Origin of the sequence: Tetzosporium hominis (assembly GCF_002265435.1) — a bacterium.
Lineage (GTDB): Bacteria > Bacillota > Bacilli > Bacillales_A > Planococcaceae > Chryseomicrobium > Chryseomicrobium hominis.
On the sequence record NZ_NOKQ01000180.1, the window covers coordinates 1 to 20,405 of the forward strand.

The 20,405-nt window shown below is 46.2% G+C and carries 22 protein-coding genes and 1 rRNA gene; 18 read left to right on the forward strand and 5 right to left on the reverse strand.

What is annotated here, in order from left to right; all coding sequences use genetic code 11:
* Positions 1-113: ribosomal RNA gene (gene rrf, locus CF394_RS03625) — 5S ribosomal RNA — on the forward strand; the annotation flags it as partial.
* Positions 114-792: 679 nt separating this feature from the next.
* On the opposite strand, the gene CF394_RS03630 is transcribed toward rrf, so the two are convergent.
* The 4 genes from CF394_RS03630 to CF394_RS03645 form a co-directional block, all read right to left on the reverse strand.
* On the reverse strand, positions 793-1,233 hold the full coding sequence (locus CF394_RS03630; RefSeq protein ID WP_094941876.1) for a hypothetical protein: 441 nt from the start codon (positions 1,231-1,233) through the stop codon (positions 793-795).
* Between the two features lie 70 nt (positions 1,234-1,303).
* The gene (locus tag CF394_RS03635; protein ID WP_094941877.1) at positions 1,304-2,749 is read right to left on the reverse strand and encodes a helicase HerA-like domain-containing protein; all 1,446 of its coding nucleotides are present in this window, start codon (positions 2,747-2,749) and stop codon (positions 1,304-1,306) included.
* A 141-nt stretch (positions 2,750-2,890) separates the two neighbouring features.
* Positions 2,891-3,631 (reverse strand): 3-hydroxybutyrate dehydrogenase, encoded by a 741-nt coding sequence (locus CF394_RS03640; RefSeq protein WP_094941878.1) that lies wholly within the window; start codon positions 3,629-3,631, stop codon positions 2,891-2,893.
* Between the two features lie 22 nt (positions 3,632-3,653).
* Entirely contained in the window at positions 3,654-4,934 is a 1,281-nt protein-coding gene (locus CF394_RS03645) for a GntP family permease (protein WP_094941879.1), read from the reverse strand.
* 184 nt (positions 4,935-5,118) lie between these two features.
* On the opposite strand from CF394_RS03645, the gene CF394_RS03650 reads away from it, so the two are divergent.
* The 10 genes from CF394_RS03650 to rsmI all read left to right on the forward strand — a co-directional run bounded on the left by CF394_RS03650 (position 5,119) and on the right by rsmI (position 12,648).
* Positions 5,119-5,541, forward strand: a complete 423-nt coding sequence (locus CF394_RS03650) for a MarR family winged helix-turn-helix transcriptional regulator (RefSeq protein ID WP_094941880.1) — start codon at positions 5,119-5,121, stop codon at positions 5,539-5,541.
* 39 nt (positions 5,542-5,580) lie between these two features.
* Positions 5,581-7,002, forward strand: coding sequence for an aminotransferase class I/II-fold pyridoxal phosphate-dependent enzyme (locus CF394_RS03655; protein WP_094941881.1), 1,422 nt, complete (start codon positions 5,581-5,583; stop codon positions 7,000-7,002).
* A complete protein-coding gene (gene tmk, locus CF394_RS03660; protein ID WP_094941882.1) occupies positions 6,999-7,634 on the forward strand; it encodes a dTMP kinase in 636 nt (211 codons plus the stop codon). Before CF394_RS03655 ends, tmk begins: the two co-directional genes overlap by 4 nt.
* A 21-nt stretch (positions 7,635-7,655) precedes the next feature.
* The gene (gene darA / locus CF394_RS03665) at positions 7,656-7,985 is read left to right on the forward strand and encodes a cyclic di-AMP receptor DarA (RefSeq protein ID WP_094941883.1); all 330 of its coding nucleotides are present in this window, start codon (positions 7,656-7,658) and stop codon (positions 7,983-7,985) included.
* Positions 7,986-8,541: 556 nt separating this feature from the next.
* The gene (gene holB / locus CF394_RS03670; RefSeq protein WP_094941884.1) at positions 8,542-9,543 is read left to right on the forward strand and encodes a DNA polymerase III subunit delta'; all 1,002 of its coding nucleotides are present in this window, start codon (positions 8,542-8,544) and stop codon (positions 9,541-9,543) included.
* Positions 9,536-10,339 (forward strand): PSP1 domain-containing protein, encoded by an 804-nt coding sequence (locus CF394_RS03675; protein WP_094941885.1) that lies wholly within the window; start codon positions 9,536-9,538, stop codon positions 10,337-10,339. Before holB ends, CF394_RS03675 begins: the two co-directional genes overlap by 8 nt.
* Positions 10,340-10,364: 25 nt before the next feature.
* On the forward strand, positions 10,365-10,712 hold the full coding sequence (gene yabA, locus CF394_RS03680; RefSeq protein ID WP_094941886.1) for a DNA replication initiation control protein YabA: 348 nt from the start codon (positions 10,365-10,367) through the stop codon (positions 10,710-10,712).
* 56 nt (positions 10,713-10,768) lie between these two features.
* The gene (locus CF394_RS03685; RefSeq protein ID WP_094941887.1) at positions 10,769-11,515 is read left to right on the forward strand and encodes a tRNA1(Val) (adenine(37)-N6)-methyltransferase; all 747 of its coding nucleotides are present in this window, start codon (positions 10,769-10,771) and stop codon (positions 11,513-11,515) included.
* Complete coding sequence (locus tag CF394_RS03690) at positions 11,499-11,789, forward strand: GIY-YIG nuclease family protein (RefSeq protein WP_094941888.1); 291 nt, start codon at positions 11,499-11,501, stop codon at positions 11,787-11,789. Before CF394_RS03685 ends, CF394_RS03690 begins: the two co-directional genes overlap by 17 nt.
* On the forward strand, positions 11,761-12,648 hold the full coding sequence (gene rsmI, locus CF394_RS03695) for a 16S rRNA (cytidine(1402)-2'-O)-methyltransferase (protein ID WP_094941889.1): 888 nt from the start codon (positions 11,761-11,763) through the stop codon (positions 12,646-12,648). Before CF394_RS03690 ends, rsmI begins: the two co-directional genes overlap by 29 nt.
* A gap of 61 nt (positions 12,649-12,709) precedes the next feature.
* Here rsmI and abrB read toward each other — a convergent pair whose 3' ends face one another.
* Complete coding sequence (gene abrB / locus CF394_RS03700; RefSeq protein WP_094941890.1) at positions 12,710-12,988, reverse strand: transition state genes transcriptional regulator AbrB; 279 nt, start codon at positions 12,986-12,988, stop codon at positions 12,710-12,712.
* A 344-nt stretch (positions 12,989-13,332) separates the two neighbouring features.
* Here abrB and metG point away from each other — a divergent pair, with 344 nt between their 5' ends.
* The 7 genes from metG (at position 13,333) to ispE (ending at position 20,365) form a co-directional block, all read left to right on the forward strand.
* Complete coding sequence (metG, locus tag CF394_RS03705; RefSeq protein WP_094941891.1) at positions 13,333-15,291, forward strand: methionine--tRNA ligase; 1,959 nt, start codon at positions 13,333-13,335, stop codon at positions 15,289-15,291.
* 56 nt (positions 15,292-15,347) lie between these two features.
* Positions 15,348-16,115: a TatD family hydrolase gene (locus tag CF394_RS03710; protein ID WP_094941892.1), complete on the forward strand. Its 768-nt coding sequence runs from the start codon at positions 15,348-15,350 to the stop codon at positions 16,113-16,115.
* A gap of 137 nt (positions 16,116-16,252) precedes the next feature.
* Positions 16,253-17,485, forward strand: coding sequence for a resuscitation-promoting factor (locus CF394_RS03715; protein WP_094941893.1), 1,233 nt, complete (start codon positions 16,253-16,255; stop codon positions 17,483-17,485).
* Positions 17,486-17,552: 67 nt separating this feature from the next.
* On the forward strand, positions 17,553-18,110 hold the full coding sequence (gene rnmV, locus CF394_RS03720; protein WP_094941894.1) for a ribonuclease M5: 558 nt from the start codon (positions 17,553-17,555) through the stop codon (positions 18,108-18,110).
* Positions 18,104-19,006, forward strand: a complete 903-nt coding sequence (gene rsmA, locus CF394_RS03725) for a 16S rRNA (adenine(1518)-N(6)/adenine(1519)-N(6))-dimethyltransferase RsmA (protein ID WP_094941895.1) — start codon at positions 18,104-18,106, stop codon at positions 19,004-19,006. Before rnmV ends, rsmA begins: the two co-directional genes overlap by 7 nt.
* A gap of 93 nt (positions 19,007-19,099) precedes the next feature.
* Entirely contained in the window at positions 19,100-19,363 is a 264-nt protein-coding gene (gene veg, locus CF394_RS03730; protein WP_094941896.1) for a biofilm formation stimulator Veg, read from the forward strand.
* 126 nt (positions 19,364-19,489) lie between these two features.
* Positions 19,490-20,365, forward strand: a complete 876-nt coding sequence (ispE, locus tag CF394_RS03735) for a 4-(cytidine 5'-diphospho)-2-C-methyl-D-erythritol kinase (RefSeq protein ID WP_094941897.1) — start codon at positions 19,490-19,492, stop codon at positions 20,363-20,365.
* The last annotated feature ends 40 nt before the right edge of the window (positions 20,366-20,405 follow it).

Consider the following 20,405-nt stretch of genomic DNA (forward strand, 5'->3'; position numbering starts at 1 on the left):
AGTGATGATGGCGAAGAGGTCACACCCGTTCCCATACCGAACACGGAAGTTAAGCTCTTCAGCGCCGATGGTAGTTGGGGGTCTCCCCCTGTGAGAGTAGGACGTCGCTGGGCAACATGGAAAGAGGTCATCCCGAGAGGGATGGCCTTTTTTGTATATTTTTAGATGTGGAAGGCGTTCGCCCAGAAATGCTTCGGAGATCAGGCGTACCCATAGAGGCGCCCTCTGCCTCTGTGGGTGCGAATGATCTTTGAATGTATTTCTAACGCCTGCAACTCGATTACGTGTAGAAGCGCAACTGACTCTTAGGGCCAGCCTTTTAATGGTAGAAGGGCCTTTCTAGCAAGAGCATATATGGTGGAGACTATTGGTGCAGATACTACAAGGCAGGTCTCGACGAAAACGCGCCAACTGCCGACGTAAAATCGATATCTGACCCCTGTAAACGTTCCATCTGCCGACGATGCGCCTAGGAACGAACGAGGTCTCGACGCAAAAGCGTCAACTGCCGACGTAAAATCGATATCTGCCTCCGTAAATGGTCCATCTGCCGACGATGCGCATCAAAGCATCAATCACTGGCCCCACTTTTAAGATCATCGCAAATCATTTTCATACCAAAGCAACGAAAAATCCCCTCAAATGAATGAATGCCTCAAACCAGCCCTTTCTAGAAAAGCCTTTGAGACTTAAAAGCTCTTACTAGAAAAAACTTCCCCTTACAAACAAAAAGACTGAAAAAGTCGCTAAATCAGCAACTCCTCCAGCCTAATAAATCTCTACGATACACTATCACAGCATCGGCTTCAAAACCATGAAGGCGAGCATAATACCCAACAAAATCAAATAAATCCAAGTGGCCCGTCCCAGTTGGAACACCATGGCCTCATAAGAAATAGAGTGTGCTTCAACTGCCCGGAAAACGCGCTTGAAGGCGCTTGCCAAAAAAAAGATGGATATGACCATCAAAAATAAAGTAAGTACAATCCAAGAGTGTCGCCATTCCCACGGACCCCAAGCTACTAATACTATACCCGATGCCACAAGAACATGACCCGCATGTTTGATGAAACGTACAGACTCTCGAAAGATGCGAAGAGCGGTAGTGGTATCTAACGATGTTGGATGGTGTTTCAGTAACTGCACAATGACGAGCATAACGAATAAGGGACCAATAGAACCGATGGCGCTCACCACATGTATGAAAATCACCCACTCGTATCCGATTCCCATTTGTCTCGCCTCCTTACTGCTAGCTTATCAGAAGCGTTGGCAGTTGGATGTGAACAAACTCGGACAGTTCTCAGCGCTTTTTAAGTCCTCCTAGAAGTCCACGCACCAGCTCTCGTCCTAGTTGTCTACCGACAGTATTTAACAGACTCGTGGCCGCTTTCTCGAATGCAGAGGCTTTCTTTCGAGGTGCCGACTTGGGAGCAGGCTTTGATTTTGGAACCTCAGCTGGTGGAGTCAACGCTGTTTTTTCTATACGTTCTTTCAAGACTTCATAAGCCGACTCTCGATCAACGACTTTATTGTAATGGGAAGCAAGAGGAGATGCCTGAATCAATTGCTGGCGTAGAGCAGCGTCTACTACACCAATTTTGCTCTCCGGAGGCAAAATCAATGCTCTTTCTACTATAGAAGGGCGTCCTTCTGCATCTAACAGAGAAATCAATGCTTCTCCCGTTTTTAGTTCGGTGATGGCGGTTTCGACATCCAGATCTGGGTTGATACGAAATGTCTCTGCTGCTGCTTTCACGGCCTTTTGGTCTCGCGGTGTATAAGCTCGCAAGGCATGCTGGATGCGATTGCCGAGTTGACCGAGTACCGTTTCCGGCAGGTCGATTGGATTTTGCGTGATGAAGTAGATGCCGACTCCTTTAGAACGAATCAGGCGGACGACTTTCTCGACTTGCTCGAGCAGCGCTTTCGGAGCATCATCAAATAGCAGATGCGCTTCATCAAAGAAGAAGACTAGTTTGGGCTTCTCGAGGTCGCCAACTTCCGGAAGTTCCTCAAAAAGTTCGGACAGTAGCCATAGCAAGAACGTGGTGTACGTCTTCGGTTGTCCAATCAGCTCTGTCGCTGTCAGCACGTTAATGGTTCCAAAACCCTCCTCATCGAGCGTCATTAAATCATTCAAGTTAAGACTCGGCTCGCCAAAAAAGCGGTCTGCGCCTTGTGCTTCAAGAGAGGTGATGCTACGCTGGATGGCACCGATGGATTGCTTGGTCATATGTCCATGAGAAACCGTATACGTCCTCAACTCCGAACTGACGTGATGCAACATCTCTTTCAAATCTTTCAGATCAATCAACAATAGGCCTTGTTCATCGGCAATCTGAAAGACGATGTGTAGAATGCTCGATTGTGTCTCGTTCAAATCGAGAAGGCGAGAGAGCAGGAGAGGCCCCATCTCAGATAAGGACGCGCGAATCGGGAGACCTTGTTGTCCGTAAATGTCCCAGAAAGTCGTTGGGAACGAACGAAACTTGAAATCGGTGAGTTGCATGCTGTCTAGTCGTTCTTGAATCTTGTCATTCATCACACCAGGTTCTGCAGCACTTCCGAGGTCGCCTTTGATATCAGATAGAAATACCGGGACACCGGCTTTACTGAAGGCTTCTGCTACGACTTTCAAAGTGACGGTTTTTCCTGTTCCAGTTGCTCCTGCTATCAATCCATGGCGATTGGCCATCGCTGTATGTAAAACAATAGGGTGGTCGTTTTTTGCAATCGTAAGTTCCATTCCAATCCGCTCCTTTTTTCGCTTTGTTGGTACCATTCGTGAAAGAAGGGGAGATTTCCTGCATGAAAAAAGACAGCCCCTACTTTGGGACTGTCTATGAAGTGCTTATTGAGCTGTGTAACCGCCATCGATAATCATCGTCTAACCAGTCATACCTTTAGCTTGCTCAGAAGCTAAGAACAAGGCTGCGTGTGCAACTTCGCTCACGTCTAAAAGACGTTTTTGAGGAATCAATGGGTATAACACTTCATCTAATACATCTTCGATTGCCAAGTTGCGTGTTGCTGCTAAATCCGCCATTTGACCACGTACAAATGGTGTGTCGACGTATCCAGGTGCGATCGCATTCACAGTGATTCCGTGTTCCGCGCCTTCAAGAGCCGCTACTTTTGTAAGACCGATAACGCCGTGCTTCGCGCTATTGTAAGCCGCTTTGCCTGCGAAACCGATGACCCCATTGATTGACGCGATGTTGATCACGCGACCGAAACCTTGCTCTTTCATGATTGGGAAGACGTGCTTCATTAAGATGAAAGGTGCTGTAAGCATGATTTTCTGCGTCAATTCAAACTTCGCTGTTGGGAAATCTTCGATTGGAGAGACGTGCTGCAGTCCTGCATTGTTGATTAGAACGTCTACTGAACCGAATGTAGATTTTGTTGTTTCCACTAAGTTGATCAAATCGTCTTCGATTGTTACGTCTGCTTTTACACCAATCGATGTAAAGCCTAGTGCGTTCAATTCTTCTGCAGATGCTTTTACGCCTTCTTCGTTGATGTCAGAAAGAACGACTTTCGCGCCAGCTTCAGCGAAATACTTTCCGATTTCAAATTCAATTCCACGTGCAGATCCTGTAATGATGACTACTTTGTTTTCTACCATGTGAGTTCCTCCTCTAATGTAATTAAATTAATCCAATGGCACCCATGATGACACCGACGATTAGTGCGATAGTCGGAATCAGGAAGGCAACCATACAGACATCTTTATATGTTTCACGGTGAGTGAGACCAGTGACTGCAAGAAGCGTTAGTAAAGCACCGTTGTTCGGGAAGATAGAAGCCCCTGAAGCGACGGATGCGATTCGGTGAAACACTTCTGCACTGATACCTGTCGATTGAGACAAGCTAGCGAAGGTATCGCCTAACGTGCTGAGCGCAATGCCCATTCCGCCTGAAGCAGAACCTGTAATAATGGCCATAACTTGTACAGAGACAGCCTCCGCAACGAGTGGATTGTCGGAAATCCCGAGCAACCAGTTAGTGATGCTATCAAAAGCAGGTACAACTGCAATGACGGCTCCGAATCCAACAGCAGCACTCGTATTTAAGATGGCCATGACAGACCCTTTGGCGCCTTCATTGATAGATTCGATGAAGGTTTTGTACAGGCGAACATTAAGCAATAGAATCGCAAGGATTCCTAGTAACAGCGCGTAAAGTGGTTCTAACTTGAATCCGTTCAACAGGATGACGACCACTGCTAATGGAAGCAGTGAGATGATCCAGTTCGGAACGACTTGTTGGTCATCTGCTTCTAGTTTTTTCGATGGCTCTGTAAAGCCTTCGCCAGCTTTCGTCAATTGCTTTTGACGGAAGTGGAGCCAAGCGTAGCCTCCCACTGCCATGATCAGAGATGTCACGATTCCAATAATTGGACCAGCCATTGGCGTAGTGCCGAAGTAATCCATTGGAATCAAGTTTTGAATCTGTGGTGTTCCCGGCATCGATGTCATTGTAAAAGTGAAAGCACCGAGTGCAAATGTCGGAACAAGCAGCTTACGTGACACGTTTGCTTCACGGAACAATTCTAGTGCGATCGGGTAAATGGCGAATACGACTACGAATAAGCTCACGCCACCGTAAGTCAGTACAGCTGCTGCAATTAGAACGCCAAGAATAGCGCGCTTTTTCCCAATCAGTTGTGTTACTTTCAAGGCTACGGCTTTCGCAGCTCCTGTCGTCTCCATCAATTTACCGAAGACGGCTCCTAATAAGAAAATGGGGAACCATTTGACTACAAAGCCAACTAGTCCTTCCATGTAGGTACCAGTATACGTATCAAATACGTCTAATCCACTCATGAGGGCAACTACACCAGCGGCGAGTGGGGCAACCCATAAGATCGACCAACCGAAGTAGGCAAGGACCATCAGTAATAAAAGTCCTGTTAAAATGCTCAGCATGTGGAATCACTCCTCTCATCTGTTCTAAAATCAGTTGTCCTCTAAAGAGGACAAAAATGTATCCTATCATTAGGATATATAGCTGTCAATGAATCAAGAAAATGTTGTTATACCTTGATTATTGCAATTTTTTTATTTATCCTATAAGTAAAGTAGTTGAAAGCGATTACAGGAGGTCAATGCAATGGCAACAGATAATTTATATGCATTATGGTTCCAAACGAGCAAACGCTATCTGCAAAGTGTGACACGTCGAATGGAAGGGTATGGGCTGACGCTTGATAGCTTCCGCGTCTTAGAATTGTTGCATGGTAACCCAGAGACGTCTTATACAGTTCAACAGCTAAGCTCTACACTCGACATTCCAAGCGGCAGTATCACAAATGTCACGAACCGGTTGCTACGAAAAGAACTGGCCACCAAGCGACCGTGCCCGACAGATAAGCGTTGCTCCTTTGTTGAAATCACGAAACTTGGGGAGAAAGTAATCTCTAGCCTACTTCAAGAGCACTTTACCTATCTAGAAGAGAACTTCTCTCGACTCACACAAGAGGAACGAGATCTCCTGCTCGTAGCCTTGAAAAAAATGAGTCCCACCTCATCTTGATGGTATACTGAGAGCACACAGAAAAAAGGAGCGTTTTCTATGCGCCGACCCCTTGTAGAAAAATTACAACAATTTGCAGAAAAACAGCCAATGTCCCTACATGTACCGGGGCATAAGAACGGCTATTTCAGTACATTACCGAAAGCGTTGCGAGACGGACTTGCTTACGACGTGACCGAGCTGACCGAGCTTGACGATTTGCATGCACCAGAAGGCGTGATTGCCGAAGCACAAGACTTGTTGGGTAGGTTTTACGGAGCGCGAAGCAGCTACTTCCTAGTGAACGGCTCTACCGTCGGCAATTTAGCCATGCTACTTGCAGCGACCGAGCCCGGAGATCACGTACTCGTTCAGCGTAATGCCCATAAATCCGTATTTCATGCACTGGAACTGGCGCGCGTGGAACCTATTTTCATCACACCGGAATGGGACCACCGTACAGAGACAGCGGCGCACATTACATTAGCGGGTGTCCAACAGGCCTTCTCGCAGTTTCCGACGATTCGTGCTGTGGCACTTACGACCCCGACGTATTTTGGTGTGGTTTCTGATTTGATGGAACTTGTTGCATGGTGTCATGAAAGACAAGTACCCGTTCTTGTGGATGAAGCGCATGGAGCCCATTTCCAAGCATCTGACTATTTTCCAGTCTCGGCTCTAGAATGCGGAGCGGATGTGGTCGTGCAGTCGGCTCATAAAAGTCTACCTGCCATGACGATGGGGTCGTTTTTACACTTCAACTCGGAGCTCGTCTCTAAGGATCGTCTCGAACATGCGCTGCGGATGCTGCAGTCGAGTAGTCCGTCCTATCCGATCATGGCGTCTCTAGATGATGCGCGTGCTTATATCGCAAGTTTCACACCGCGAGACTACCATCACTTGATGGACAAGAGAGCCTTGTTTCTCGATAGTCTTCAAGGGCTTACGGGTCTCGACATCGTGGAAGTAGACGACCCGCTCAAGCTGATGATTCGTTTTGGTCAGCATGCCGGCCACCAAGTGAAAGAGGTTTTAGAGCAACAAGGAGTATTTGTAGAACTAGCCCATGGTCAGCATGTGCTGTTTATGCTGCCTTTACTCAAATACGGAGAAGATTACCGCTTTGCAGAACTTCGCAGTCGCGTCAAGCGTGCTTGTGAAGCCCTAAAGAACGTTCGGCCGCAGGCATTACCTGTCGTCACAGCAGTCACAGCAAACCAACTCACGAAACTGGAAGTCCCGCTAGCTACCGTGCAACGCGGAAGAGGCGAATGGATTCCTTACACGAAAGCTATCGGACGCATCGCAAAAGGAGCCATCATCCCGTATCCACCGGGAATCCCGCTGCTATTGCCTGGCGAGAAATTTACTGTGAAAACACTTGTTCAACTCGAAGAATGTCTGATGGGGAAAGCGTCGTTCCAAGGAGAGCATCGTCTATCAGAACGTCACGTCTATGTACTGGAGGAAGAAAACGAATGAAGGGCTATTTTTTAACAATTGAAGGACCGGATGGAGCGGGGAAGACAACCATTACTCAGCGAGTAGCAGATCGCCTGCGTCAAGAAGGTGTGGACGTCATGTTGACAAGGGAACCGGGTGGTATTCCGATTGCCGAACAGATTCGCGAAGTTTTACATGATACAAAGAACACAGCTATGGATAGCCGGACAGAGGCACTTCTCTATGCAGCGGCTCGCCGTCAGCACCTTGTCGAAAAAGTACATCCGGCACTAAAAGAAGGCAAAGTCGTCATCTGCGATCGCTTTGTAGATAGCTCCCTTGCCTACCAAGGCTATGCAAGAGGACTGGGTGTCGATGAAGTATGGTCCATCAATCAATTTGCGATTGAAGGTTTTCTTCCGACTCGCACGTATTTCTTTGACATTACTCCGGAAGAGGGGCTACGTCGTATTGAAGCATCGGCCGTTCGTGAAGTGAACCGTTTGGATGAAGAAGGTCTTGCGTTCCACCAAAAAGTCTACGAAGGCTACCAACAGCTATGCGAGAAATTTTCTGATCGAATTGTCAGAATCGATGCAGGAAAATCCATGGCAGAGGTCGAAGAAGAGATGTATGCACACATTCGCAAGGACCTCAATATGGTATACTAAGATAAAATGGAGGTGGATCCTATGAAACTCGTTGTCGCCGTCGTTCAAGATCAAGACAGCAACCGTTTATCCAATGCCCTGACAAAGGCAAAATTCCGGGCAACCAAGCTTGCCAGTACGGGAGGCTTCCTACGTTCTGGGAACACAACCTTTTTAATTGGAACTGAAGATCACCTAGTACCTACTGTACTGGATTTAATACGAGATAACTGTCGTGCACGTGAACAAATGGTCGCTCCGGTATCGCCGATGGGCGGGAATGCGGATTCGTACATTCCGTACCCGGTGGAAGTTGAAGTGGGTGGCGCTACAGTATTCGTCATGCCAATCGAGCATTTCCACCACTTTTAATAAACACGATGGGCCGTGTGTCGCATAATGCGCACGCGGTTTTTTTAAAGAGAAAAGTGGAACAGGCTTGCCAGAAATGCTTCAAAAATTGGGCGGCCCAATTGAGGCGTTCTTTGCCTCGGTTGGGGTGAACGATTTTTGAATGTATTTCTAGCCTGTGCAACTAGACACCGAGAAAAGTGGAGCCGACTGTTCAGAAACTCCGGTAAATGTCAGCGTGGACGGGGAGGCGTTTTTGGCCTCATCGGCTGCGATGACATTTGGCGTGTGTTTCTAGGAGGCGCAACTAGACACCGAGAAAAGTGAAGCCGACTCGCCCAGCTGAGCGGTCGTTCTTCTACCAAAACGAGGATTTATTCGACACAAACCAAGAATTAATCTACCGAAACACAGATTTATTCGACATAAACGAAGATTTATTCTACATGGAGAAATTGTATGTACATCAAACAGTGTTTGTTCTGCAAGAAGCATAATTTCTCATGCATCAAGCACAATTTCTTCTACATACAACGAAATATCATTAACACAAACCAAAAAGAAGGGGGATTCTGTCATGGACTGGCAAGCAAGTCAGGCACCCGAGCGCCAGCCACGGCTGGTCGCCCAACTAACCCGCATGATTCAAAGTGAAAGACTTAGTCACGCCGTATTGTTAACAGGAGAACAAGGCTCCGGAAAAGAAGCGGTCGCGCATTTTTTAATTCAAATGACGCTTTGTGAAAACCCGCAAAATGTTCCATGTGAAACATGTCGAGCGTGTCGATTGTTGAAATCAGGCAACCATTTGAACGTCCATTCTGTCGTAGCAGATGGTCAATTCATTAAACGAGAGCAGATTGATCAGCTCATTCACGAACTCAGCAAGACGGCTCGTGAGTCCGGTAGGAAATTTTATATCGTTCACGAAGCGCACCGCATGAACGCATCATCGGCTAATGCCCTACTTAAATTTCTTGAAGAACCGACAAGTGATGTCACGGCCATCTTATTGACCAACCAACCCCATGCACTTCTTCCGACCATTCGCTCCCGGTGTCAACAAATGACCTTGCAGCCCATTCCTTCCCAACAGTTGAAGCAGCAATTGATGGAACGAGACGTAACGGAAAGTATGGCGTCGACAATCAGCAAAATGGCCAATTCGGTGGAAGAAGGACTGGCTCTTACAGAAGAAGAGGAGTTTGGACTTGCGAGAAGAGGCGTGTTAAAATTAATGGAGGCACTGGAACGTGGAACAGCGCATGCGTTCGTCCAAGCACATGAACATGTGATTCCTTTGCTGAAGGATAAAGAAAAAGCAGAGCGCATACTAGATTTACTGCTTTTTGCATATCGAGATATCGTAGCTTGTAAAGCAAATCCCGGAAGCGACTGTACGTTTCCCGATAAAAAAGCGCTATGGGAGCAAATCGCTATGCGAAGCACGTTTGAGCAATTGACCTACCAGTTAGAACACATCATGAAAGCCAGACGTCGTCTTCATCAGAATGCGAATCGTACGTTGTTAATGGAGCAGCTAGTTATAGAGCTGCGGGAGGTTAATGCAGGTGTATAAAGTAATTGGTGTCCGCTTCAAGAAAGCGGGTAAAATATATTATTTTGATCCAGGTGAATTTGTCTGTGAATTAGACGATTACGTGATCGTCGAAACGGCTCGTGGAGTCGAGTTTGGAAAGGTCGTCATTCCTGTGCGTGAAGTGGATGAGAATGACGTCGTGCTACCTCTTCGTAAAGTAGTGCGTCCAGCCTCTCAAAAAGACCGTTTGCAAGTGGAAGAAAACAAATCTGAATCACTTCAAGCTTTGGCACTCGGGGATTCAAAGATTCGAGAACGCCAGCTAGAAATGAAACTGGTAGATGTGGAATTCACATTCGACCGAAACAAGATCATTTTCTATTTCACTGCAGAAGGTCGTGTTGATTTCCGTGATTTGGTCAAGGATTTGGCGTCTGTTTTCCGCACGCGGATTGAACTGCGTCAAATTGGAGTTCGTGATGAAGCGAAAATGCTCGGAGGCGTGGGACCTTGTGGTCGATTGCTCTGTTGTTCGACATTTTTAGGTGATTTTGAACCCGTTTCCATTAAGATGGCCAAAGATCAAAACCTGTCACTCAACCCATCTAAAATCTCGGGCTTGTGTGGCCGTTTGATGTGCTGTTTGAAATACGAGAACGATGAATACGAAGAGGCTCGTGCTTTGTTGCCGGACCTTGGTCAAAAAGTGACAACGCCTGAAGGGAAAGGCAAAGTTGTCGGCTTGAATATTTTAGAGCGTATCATGCGTGTCGAATTGTTCGAAGGACAGCGTGTACTCGAATATTCCCTAGAAGAACTAGTGCAGCATTCGTAACCTGCAGAGATGGATGAGGTGAGTTGTGATGGACCGTAATTTTTTGGAGACGATTGTTGCGTTTGAAGAACAATTAAAGTCCACGCAAGAGCAGTTTCGGGCTTTGAAAGAGTTTGTTGCCATCATGATGGAGGAGCACCAGACGTTGCAGCAAGAGAATCATCACTTGCGTGAGCGTCTTGATGCTATTCATGCAGAAGAGGCAAAGCTCCAGGAGCAGAAGCGACCGACGAAGCGGGACATCGGCGAAGGGTATGACAACTTGGCTCGGCTGTATCAGGAAGGGTTCCATGTCTGCCATCCGCAGTTTGGAAGTCCCCGCAAAGAGTTGGATTGCATGTTCTGTTTGGCATTTTTAAATAAAGATACGTAATGAGCAGCTGATACCGAACTCGGTGTCAGCTTTTTTCAAAGAAAGAGGCGACTGAAATGGATTTACTACGCGATGATGAGAGACTGGACTATCTACTGGCGGAAGACCTCCGCATCATACAGAGCCCCTCTGTCTTTTCCTTCTCCTTGGATGCCGTGCTGCTCGCACGCTTTGCATCCATCCCTAAGACTCGCGGACAGATTGTAGACCTCTGCACAGGAAACGGAGCCATCCCATTATTTCTAAGTGCGCGTACCAAGGCACCGATCATCGGTGTCGAACTTCAAGACCGCTTAGCTGATATGGCGACACGTAGCGTTCAGTACAACGAGCTACAACACCAGATCACTATCCAGCAAGGCGATGTACGCGGTATCGCACGTGAGCTCGGCTTTGAGAAGTATGACACGGTCACATGCAACCCTCCGTATTTCACTGCAGATGCGGCACAAGACCAGAAACTACTCGAGCATCATGCAATTGCGCGGCATGAGATCCACTTGACGTTAGAAGAAGCGGTAGCTAATGCCAGTTCGCTTCTGAAGCAAGGTGGGAAAGCAGCGTTTGTGCACCGGCCAGGACGGATGATTGAGCTGATCGAAGCGATGAAACGTAACCGCTTGGAGCCGAAGCGCATTCAATTGGTTTATCCGAAAGAAGGTAAGGAAGCGAATACCTTATTAATAGAAGGTATCAAAGATGGCAAACCGGACGTGAAAATCTTGCCTCCAGTTATCGTCTATCAAGAAAATGGGTCGTACACAGCAGAAATAGAGGAGATTTTATATGGAAGTAAAAAATAGTCATTTTTTCTATGTGTTGCTGTGTAAAGATGAGACTTTCTATGCAGGCTATGCAAAAGATGTGTTGAGTCGATTGAAGGAACATAATGAGGGGAAGGGGGCCAAATATACGCGGCCACGTCTCCCAGTAAAGTTAGTCCATTTTGAGCAATTCGAAACACGTTCATTAGCTATGAAACAAGAGTATGCGTTCAAACAGCTGACACGTAAGCAAAAAGAGCAGTATTTGGAAAGGATGCGAGCCCATGAAGATCCAATCATCTCATCAATTTGAGAATTCAAGTTGTCTTTATTTAGTTGGAACACCAATTGGCAATCTAGAAGACATGACATTTCGAGCCATTCGCATCTTAAAAGAAGTCGATGTGATTGCTGCGGAAGACACACGAAATACGAAGAAGCTTTGTCATTATTTTGAGATTGAAACGCCCTTAGTGAGCTATCATGCCCATAATGAAGAAGCGGGTGGCGTAAAATTAATTCATCTCTTAAAAGAAGGGAAATCAGTAGCGCTCGTGAGTGATGCCGGCATGCCGTGTATCTCAGATCCAGGAGATGATCTTGTGCGAAGGGCACTTGCAGAAGGCTTTGCGGTCGTACCGATTCCTGGAGCCAATGCTGCTTTGACGGCATTGATTGCTTCGGGGATTACTGCACAACCATTCACATTTTACGGATTCTTGCCACGCGGCAAAAAGGAGCGTAAAGCGGCACTCGAAGCGTTATTGTCTCGTACGGAAACGACTGTCTTTTATGAAGCACCGCACCGCCTAAAAGAAGTCCTTGGAGCGATTCGTGATGTGCTTGGTGCAGAGCGTCGCATTGTGTTAGCTCGGGAACTGACAAAGAAATTTGAAGAGTTCATTCGTGGAACTGTAGAAGAAGCGATCCAGTGGGCGGAGACTAATGAAATTCGTGGAGAGTTTTGCTTAGTGATTGAAGGAACTTCGGAGCAGGTGGTCGAAGAGAATCGATCCGCTGAGTGGTGGGAAGACCTTGATATCAAGCGCCATGTCGAAACTCTTATGGTGCAACAGGACCTGTCATCGAAGCAGGCAATCAAGGAAGTGGCTACGGCGCGTCAGCTCAACAAAAGAGACGTTTACGCGGCGTATCATTTAGAAGACGCATAAAAAAGAGAGAAGCTGCCTTCCGGTGAGGAAAGGCAGCTTTTTATAAAAAAGAGGATTACGCTTATTTAGTTAAGTTGGTTTGGATTTCTTTAATTAATTGCTCAGCGCCTTCTGGGCTAAGGATTAATTTTCCGCCAACTAAACGAAGGTTATCATCTGATACCTCGCCTGTTACTGCACAAGTCATGTTTGGTAAGTATTTCTTTAAGATGATCTTGTCATCGTCTACATAAATTTCAAGAGCGTCTTTCTCGGCGATGCCTAATGTGCGGCGAAGCTCGATTGGAATAACAACGCGTCCTAGTTCGTCAACTTTACGTACAATACCTGTAGATTTCATTGGATGGTTCCCCTCTCGGAATAAAATTCGTCATTTTTCGACAAATGGTTTTGGTTATGGATTTTATCATACCAACAACTCCCAAATACGTCAATTATGTAAGTTTCGAAAGATTCGATAAAAATGGTAATAATATGATATAATTAATTAATGATAATAAAAATATAACGTCAGTTTCATTTAGGTTTCCAAATATGACGCAGAAAGAGCAAGTTAAGGGGATAAGTGGATTTGTCGAATGATGTTTTCGACATGTCGACAAAAAGAGAATTTCTTCATCAATTGAATCGACATCCCGATTTCGATACAATGAAGAGTAATGAAACTAGTGGAGGCGCATTCGCATGACTGAAGAGAAAAAAACATTTTATATCACCACTCCTATTTACTATCCAAGTGGTAAGTTCCACATTGGAACCGCCTATACGACGGTTGCATCTGATGCGATTGCGCGTTACAAGCGTTTGAAAGGCTACGATGTCCGTTTTCTAACAGGAATGGACGAGCACGGTCAGAAGATCCAAGAGAAAGCGGAAGAGAACAACAAAGAGCCGCAAGCTTATGTAGATGAGATTGCAGAAGCGGCAAAGAAGGTCTGGGAGATTATGGACATCTCGTACGACGACTTCATCCGCACGACAGAGAAACGTCACAAAGACGCTGTCGAAAAGATCTTCCAGCGTTTCTTAGACAACGGAGACATCTATAAAGGTGAGTACGAAGGAAACTATTGTACGCCATGTGAGTCATTTTTTACAGAGAAGCAGCTTGTCGATGGCAACTGCCCAGACTGTGGCCGTCCGGTCAAGAAGGTAAAAGAAGAGTCTTATTTCTTCAACATGAAAAAATACGCGGATCGTTTACTTGCGTATTATGATGCAAATCCAGGCTTTATTGAGCCGGAGTCTCGCAAGAACGAGATGATCAACAACTTCATTAAGCCAGGTCTCGAAGATTTATCCGTCTCTCGTACATCGTTTGATTGGGGAATCAAGGTACCTGGAGACCCAAAACACGTAATCTATGTGTGGGTAGATGCTTTGTCGAATTACATCACAGCACTAGGCTACGGTTCTGAAGACGACTCTAAATTTAAATATTACTGGCCAGCAGACGTTCACGTAGTCGGTAAAGACATTGTACGTTTCCATACGATTTACTGGCCGATTTTCTTAATGGCACTAGACTTGCCGTTACCGAAAAAAGTGTTCGCGCATGGCTTCATCATGATGAAAGACGGTAAGATGTCGAAATCAAAAGGAAATGTGGTCTATCCAGAGATGCTAGTAGAGCGTTACGGACTAGACGCTACCCGTTACTTCCTACTTCGTGAGTTGCCATTCGGTTCAGATGGTGTGTTCTCACCAGAATCATTTGTCGAGCGCACGAACTATGATCTTGCAAACGATCTTGGAAACTTGTTGAACCGTACGATTTCGATGATCAATAAATATTTCGATGGCGAGATTCCAGTGGATCTTGCTGAAGAGACGGAATTCGACAAGACGCTTCACGAATTGTTCGCGGAGACGAAACAAAAAGTCGAAGACAATATGGAGAAGATGCAGTTCAGCATCGTACTATCGGACATTTGGACGTTCATCTCACGCACAAACAAGTACATCGATGAGACACAGCCATGGGTTCTGGCTAAAGAAGAAGCAGGTCGCGGGAAATTAGCGTCTGTAATGGTGCACTTGGCAGAGAGCTTACGTCTGACAGCGATTTTAATCCAGCCATTCTTGACGAAAAATCCAATCGAAATCCTTCGCCAGTTAGGTCTTTCTGAAAGTAACCTAGCATGGGGTGGTCTTGACGCATTCCACGGCATCCCACAAGGAACGAAAGTGGTTGAGAAAGGTGTTCCGATCTTCCCTCGTTTAGACGTTGAGGAAGAGACGGCTTATATTCGTGAGCAGATGCAAGGTGGAGCAGCTCCTGCTGCAGTTGAAGAACCAAAAGAAGAAGCTCCTGAAGTCGAAGAGATTTCTATCGACGATTTCATGAAAGTCGACTTGCGAGTAGCAACTGTTACAGCTTGTGAGCCTGTACCGAAAACATCTAAGCTATTGAAGCTGCAATTGGATCTTGGTTATGAACAACGCCAAGTTGTATCAGGAATTGCAGAGCATTACAAACCGCAAGACGTGATCGGCAAGAAAGTCATCGTCGTAGCAAACTTGAAGCCTGTGAAGCTTCGCGGAGAATTGTCTCAAGGGATGATCTTAGCGGGCTCGAAAAATGGCTATCTGACACTTGCAGAAGTCGATGACAAGCTAGAAAACGGCGCACAAGTCAAATAACCAATAAACAAGAGCCTGCCCATCATGAGCAGGCTCTTTTAAAAGAGGTGGATTCCATGCAATTTATAGATACACATGTGCATTTAAATGCAGATCAATACGATGAAGATTTAGAGCAGGTTATTTCGCGTGCACGAGAAAAAGGCGTACAGAAGATGGTGGTCATCGGATTTGATACAAAGACGATCAAGCGTGCCATGGCTCTTGCAGAAGCAGATCCGGATATTTATGCAGTGGTCGGATGGCATCCGGTAGACGCGGTAGACTGCACGGAAGAAGATTTAAAATGGATCGAAGAACTGGCTGCTCATGACAAAGTCGTCGGCATTGGAGAGACAGGTCTCGATTATTACTGGGACAAGTCACCAAAAGACGTACAGCAGGAACTGTTCCGCAAACATATTCGCCTCGCCCAGCGTGTCAAATTGCCGCTCATTATCCATAACCGGGAAGCGACAGCCGATGTCTTGCGCATCTTGCGGGAAGAAGAAGCGGAACTTACAGGGGGCATCATGCATTGCTTCGGTGGAAGTGTCGAGACAGCTCGTGAAGCCATCCGACTGAACTTTATGATCTCACTAGGGGGCCCTGTGACGTTCAAAAATGCGAAGACACCGAAAGAAGTCGCAAAAGAGATCGAGTTAGAGCATTTATTGATTGAAACGGACGCTCCGTATCTCGCGCCGCACCCATTCCGAGGCAAGCGAAACGAGCCCTCTTATGTGCCGCTTGTGGCAGAGGAAATTGCTCGCCTCAAAGAGATTTCAGTGGAAGAGGTCGCGAAGGTTACTACACAAAATGCAAAAAAGTTTTTCGGAATTTGAATAAAACGTGAAAGACGCCTCCATACTGGGTAGCACTACCGGATGACATCATATCGTCATAAAGGTCAGACAATCGCGCTTGACAAATATCTCGACCTCTAGATATAATCATCCGAGTGAATAAGGAGGCGTTTTTCGTGTCAAATTTTACCATGAAAAACCTGTTCTCTAACTCATTGAGGAGCAAGGATACGTGGATGACTATCGTCACTCTACTTGTATTTCTTGCAGTCGTTTCTTTCGTATTATTCGAAGGGACGAAAAAGACGGTTACATTGACTGTCAACGGACAACAACAAGAATTAGCAACTCATGCAGATACAGTAGGCGAACTTCTCGAGGAACAAAATATCGAGGTAGCACAAGCCGATCATGTATATCCCTCATTGAACACTTCAATTGCTCATGATTTAGCAGTGGAGTGGGAACAGGCACAAACTATTACGATTCGAATCGATGGAAAAACACAAACCATCGACACAACCGCGGATCGCGTATCAGAAATCTTAGCCCAAGCGGGCGTTGAAGTAACCGAGTATGACCAGATTGCACCTGCCGCAGATGCGGAGGTCGGACAAGAAAATGAAATTTCGATTGCGAAAGCGTATCAAGTAAAATTGATCGACGGAACTACAGAAAAACTCGTTTGGTCCACTTCGACTACGGTCGCTGACTTTTTAAAACAACACAGCATTCATCTTACTAAACTCGACCGAGTCAACTTAGATCCGGATAAGGTGGTGACACCTGACTCTGTGGTTCAAATTACTCGTGTAGAAAAAGTCACCGATGTAGTGGAAGAAGACATAGCGTTTAAAACGGAAACTAAAAAAGACGATTCGCTTTTAAAAGGCAAAGAAAAAGTGGTACGTGAAGGGAAACCTGGAACGTTAGCGAAGAAGATTGAATTTACGAAAGAGAACGGCAAAGTGGTTGCTAAGAAAGTACTTTCAGAAGAAGTCACTGAAAAAGCAACGAACAAGGTCGTACACGTTGGGACGAAAGTAGTCGTAGCCGCTGCTACGCAGCAGGCGTCTGCTTCTAAACCTGTCTCTCGAAGTTCGTCTTCAGAGCCAGAAGGGCGTGAATTCTATGTATCGGCTACGGCCTATACAGCTTCTTGTACAGGATGTTCAGGGATTACCGCTACGGGAATCAACTTAAAAGCCAACCCGCATCTAAAAGTCATTGCAGTAGATCCAAGTGTCATTCCTCTAGGCTCTAAAGTCTGGGTGGAAGGCTACGGCTATGCAATTGCTGGGGATACTGGCGGTGCCATCAAAGGAAATAAAATCGATGTTTTTGTACCTACAAAAGAACAAGCCTACGCATTCGGACGTAAAACCGTCCGTATCAAAATTATTGAGTAATATAACCAGCTCTTCCTTGCGATGACAGGGAGAGCTTTTCTGCGTACAATGGAAAGGGGGAAGAAGCATGGATATCAAAGAGATTATCGTAGTAGAAGGAAAAGATGATACGACCGCCATTCGACGAGCCGTCCAGGCAGACACAATCGAGACAAACGGTTCGGCTGTGACACAAGAGACACTCAAGAAAATCAAGCGTGCCCAAGAAGCGCGAGGCGTCATCATATTCACAGATCCAGACTATCCCGGCCGACGGATACGTGCCTTAATCGAACAAGCCGTTCCCGACGTCAAGCATGCCTTCTTGCCAAAACGCCAAGCCATTGCGAAGAACGGTAACGGGCTGGGGATTGAACACGCAACGGATGAAGCTATCCGCCATGCACTTGAGCAAGTCTACACCCCTGAAGAACGCCCAGCAGCCACCTTCACCAAGAAACAACTTTTGGATGCCAAGCTGATCGGCCACCCAGACTCGGCGCGACGTCGAGAAGTTCTGGGAGACGCATTACAGATCGGCTATACAAACGGCAAACAATTACTGAAACGATTAGATATGTTCCGCATCACACAAGAAGAGTGGCACCACGCCCTTAAAGTGCTGGAACAGGAGGACGGATTATGAAAGATATCGCAACCCCTGTACGAACACAGGAGATTTTAAAAAAATACGGGTTCTCGTTCAAGAAGAGTCTAGGACAGAACTTTTTGATTGACCCGAACATTCTGCGTAACATCGTGTCCCATGCGGATCTGACGAAAGATTCTGCAGCAGTGGAAATCGGACCAGGAATTGGTGCGCTTACAGAGCATTTGGCGCGCGCAGCAGGCAAGGTCGTCTCGTTTGAGATCGATCAGCGCTTGTTACCGGTTCTAGAAGACACGTTGTCGCCATATGATAACGTACAGATCATTCATAGCGACATCTTAGAGGCAGACACGAAAGCTATTTTTGCAGAGCAGCTTGCAGACTTTGAAGACATCATGGTAGTTGCCAACTTGCCTTATTACGTGACGACGCCTATCTTACTGAAGCTTCTTCACGACCGTTTGCCGATTCGTGGCATGGTCGTCATGATGCAGAAGGAAGTAGCAGACCGTATCACGGCGAAGCCTGGGACGAAAGAATACGGTTCTCTCTCGATTGCTATCCAGTACTATATGGATGCAGAAGTGGCCATGACGGTGCCAAAGACGGTCTTTATGCCACCACCGAACGTGGACTCTGCTGTCATCAAATTGACGCGTCGCAACGAGCCTGCTGTGTTAGTGAAAGATGAAGACTTCTTATTCTTAGTGAGCCGCGGTTCTTTTGTGCAGCGTCGCAAGACGATCTTGAACAATCTACAGACGTCACTGCCGGAGGGGAAAGCACATAAAGAGGAGATATTGAAAGCTTTAGAAGATACTGGGATTGAACCGTCACGACGCGGTGAAACCTTGTCGATTCAAGAGTTTGGAGCTTTAGCAGATGCTCTATATGAGACATTTTATTCCCTTTGGAGAAATGAAAATAAATAATCGTTGACTCGCTTCCCTATCCTTGTTAAAATAATAAATTTTGACAATTTCATGACATTGTGATACACTAAATGCCAGTGAGGTGTATGCAGAATGCCAAAGACATTAGCGGATATCAAGAAATCGTTAGATTGCCATTTAGGCAAACGTTTGCAATTACGTGCCAATGGCGGACGCAAGAAAACGGTTGAACGCGCAGGAGTATTGCGCGAAACGTACCACGCAGTATTTGTAATTGATCTAGATCAAGAAGAAAACTCGTTCGAGCGCGTTTCGTATAGCTATGCGGACGTCTTAACGGAAGCTGTAGAAATCTCGATTTATGACGATGCGAACAATCTTGTTGCCGTCAAATAAGATCTTATTCTTTTAGCACTCATACATAAGAGTACCTCTTTCCTACGGAGAGAGGTGCTTTTTTGTGTTACACTGAGTACACAGAATTTAGCAAACACGGTTTGCATCGAAAGGATCAAGAACGGTATGTATTTTGTAAAAGCACCTGCCAAAATCAATTTAACTTTAGACACGCTAGCCAAACGATCTGACGGTTACCATGAAGTAGAGATGATCATGACGACGGTTGACCTAGCAGACCGTATCGGTTTAGAAGCTCGAGAAGACGGCATCATTGAAATCGTCTCTGTAGACCGCTTTATCCCAAACGACGCCAAAAACCTCGCGTTCCAAGCTGCGGCTCTTTTGAAGAAGCGCTATGACGTATCTCAAGGTGTCTCGATCACCATTGAAAAAAATATACCAGTTGCCGCTGGGTTAGCCGGAGGAAGTTCGGATGCAGCAGCTACGTTACGTGGATTGAATCATGTCTGGAATCTTGGATTGTCTCTTGACGAGCTAGCAGTTCTTGGAGCTGAAATCGGGTCTGACGTGCCATTTTGCGTATACGGAGGCACAGCACTCGCTACAGGACGAGGAGAGAAAATCGAGCACTTACCAGCTCCTCCACCTTGTTGGGTCATTTTAGCGAAACCGGTCATCGGAGTATCGACTGCCGAGATTTACGGCCAACTCGACTTATCTACGGCATTCCATCCGGATACACAAGCTATGATTCGCGCAATTGACGAGAAAGACTTTGAGGCAATGATCCACGGCCTTGGAAATACTCTTGAAGGAGTGACGCTTCACTTGTATCCAGAGGTCAAAGAATTGAAGGAACAAATGAAACGTTTCGGAGCAGAAGGTGTCTTGATGTCAGGGAGCGGTCCGACCGTATTCGGCATCGTCCAGCAAGAATCCAGAGCCCAACGCGTTGTAAATGCGTTACGAGGCTTTTGTGACGAAGTCTATTGTGTCCGTTTGCTCGGAGACCGAGAAGAGTTGCCTAAAGGCGTATAATTGTGGTACGTTTACTGTAAAATATTCGGAATTGGAGGAA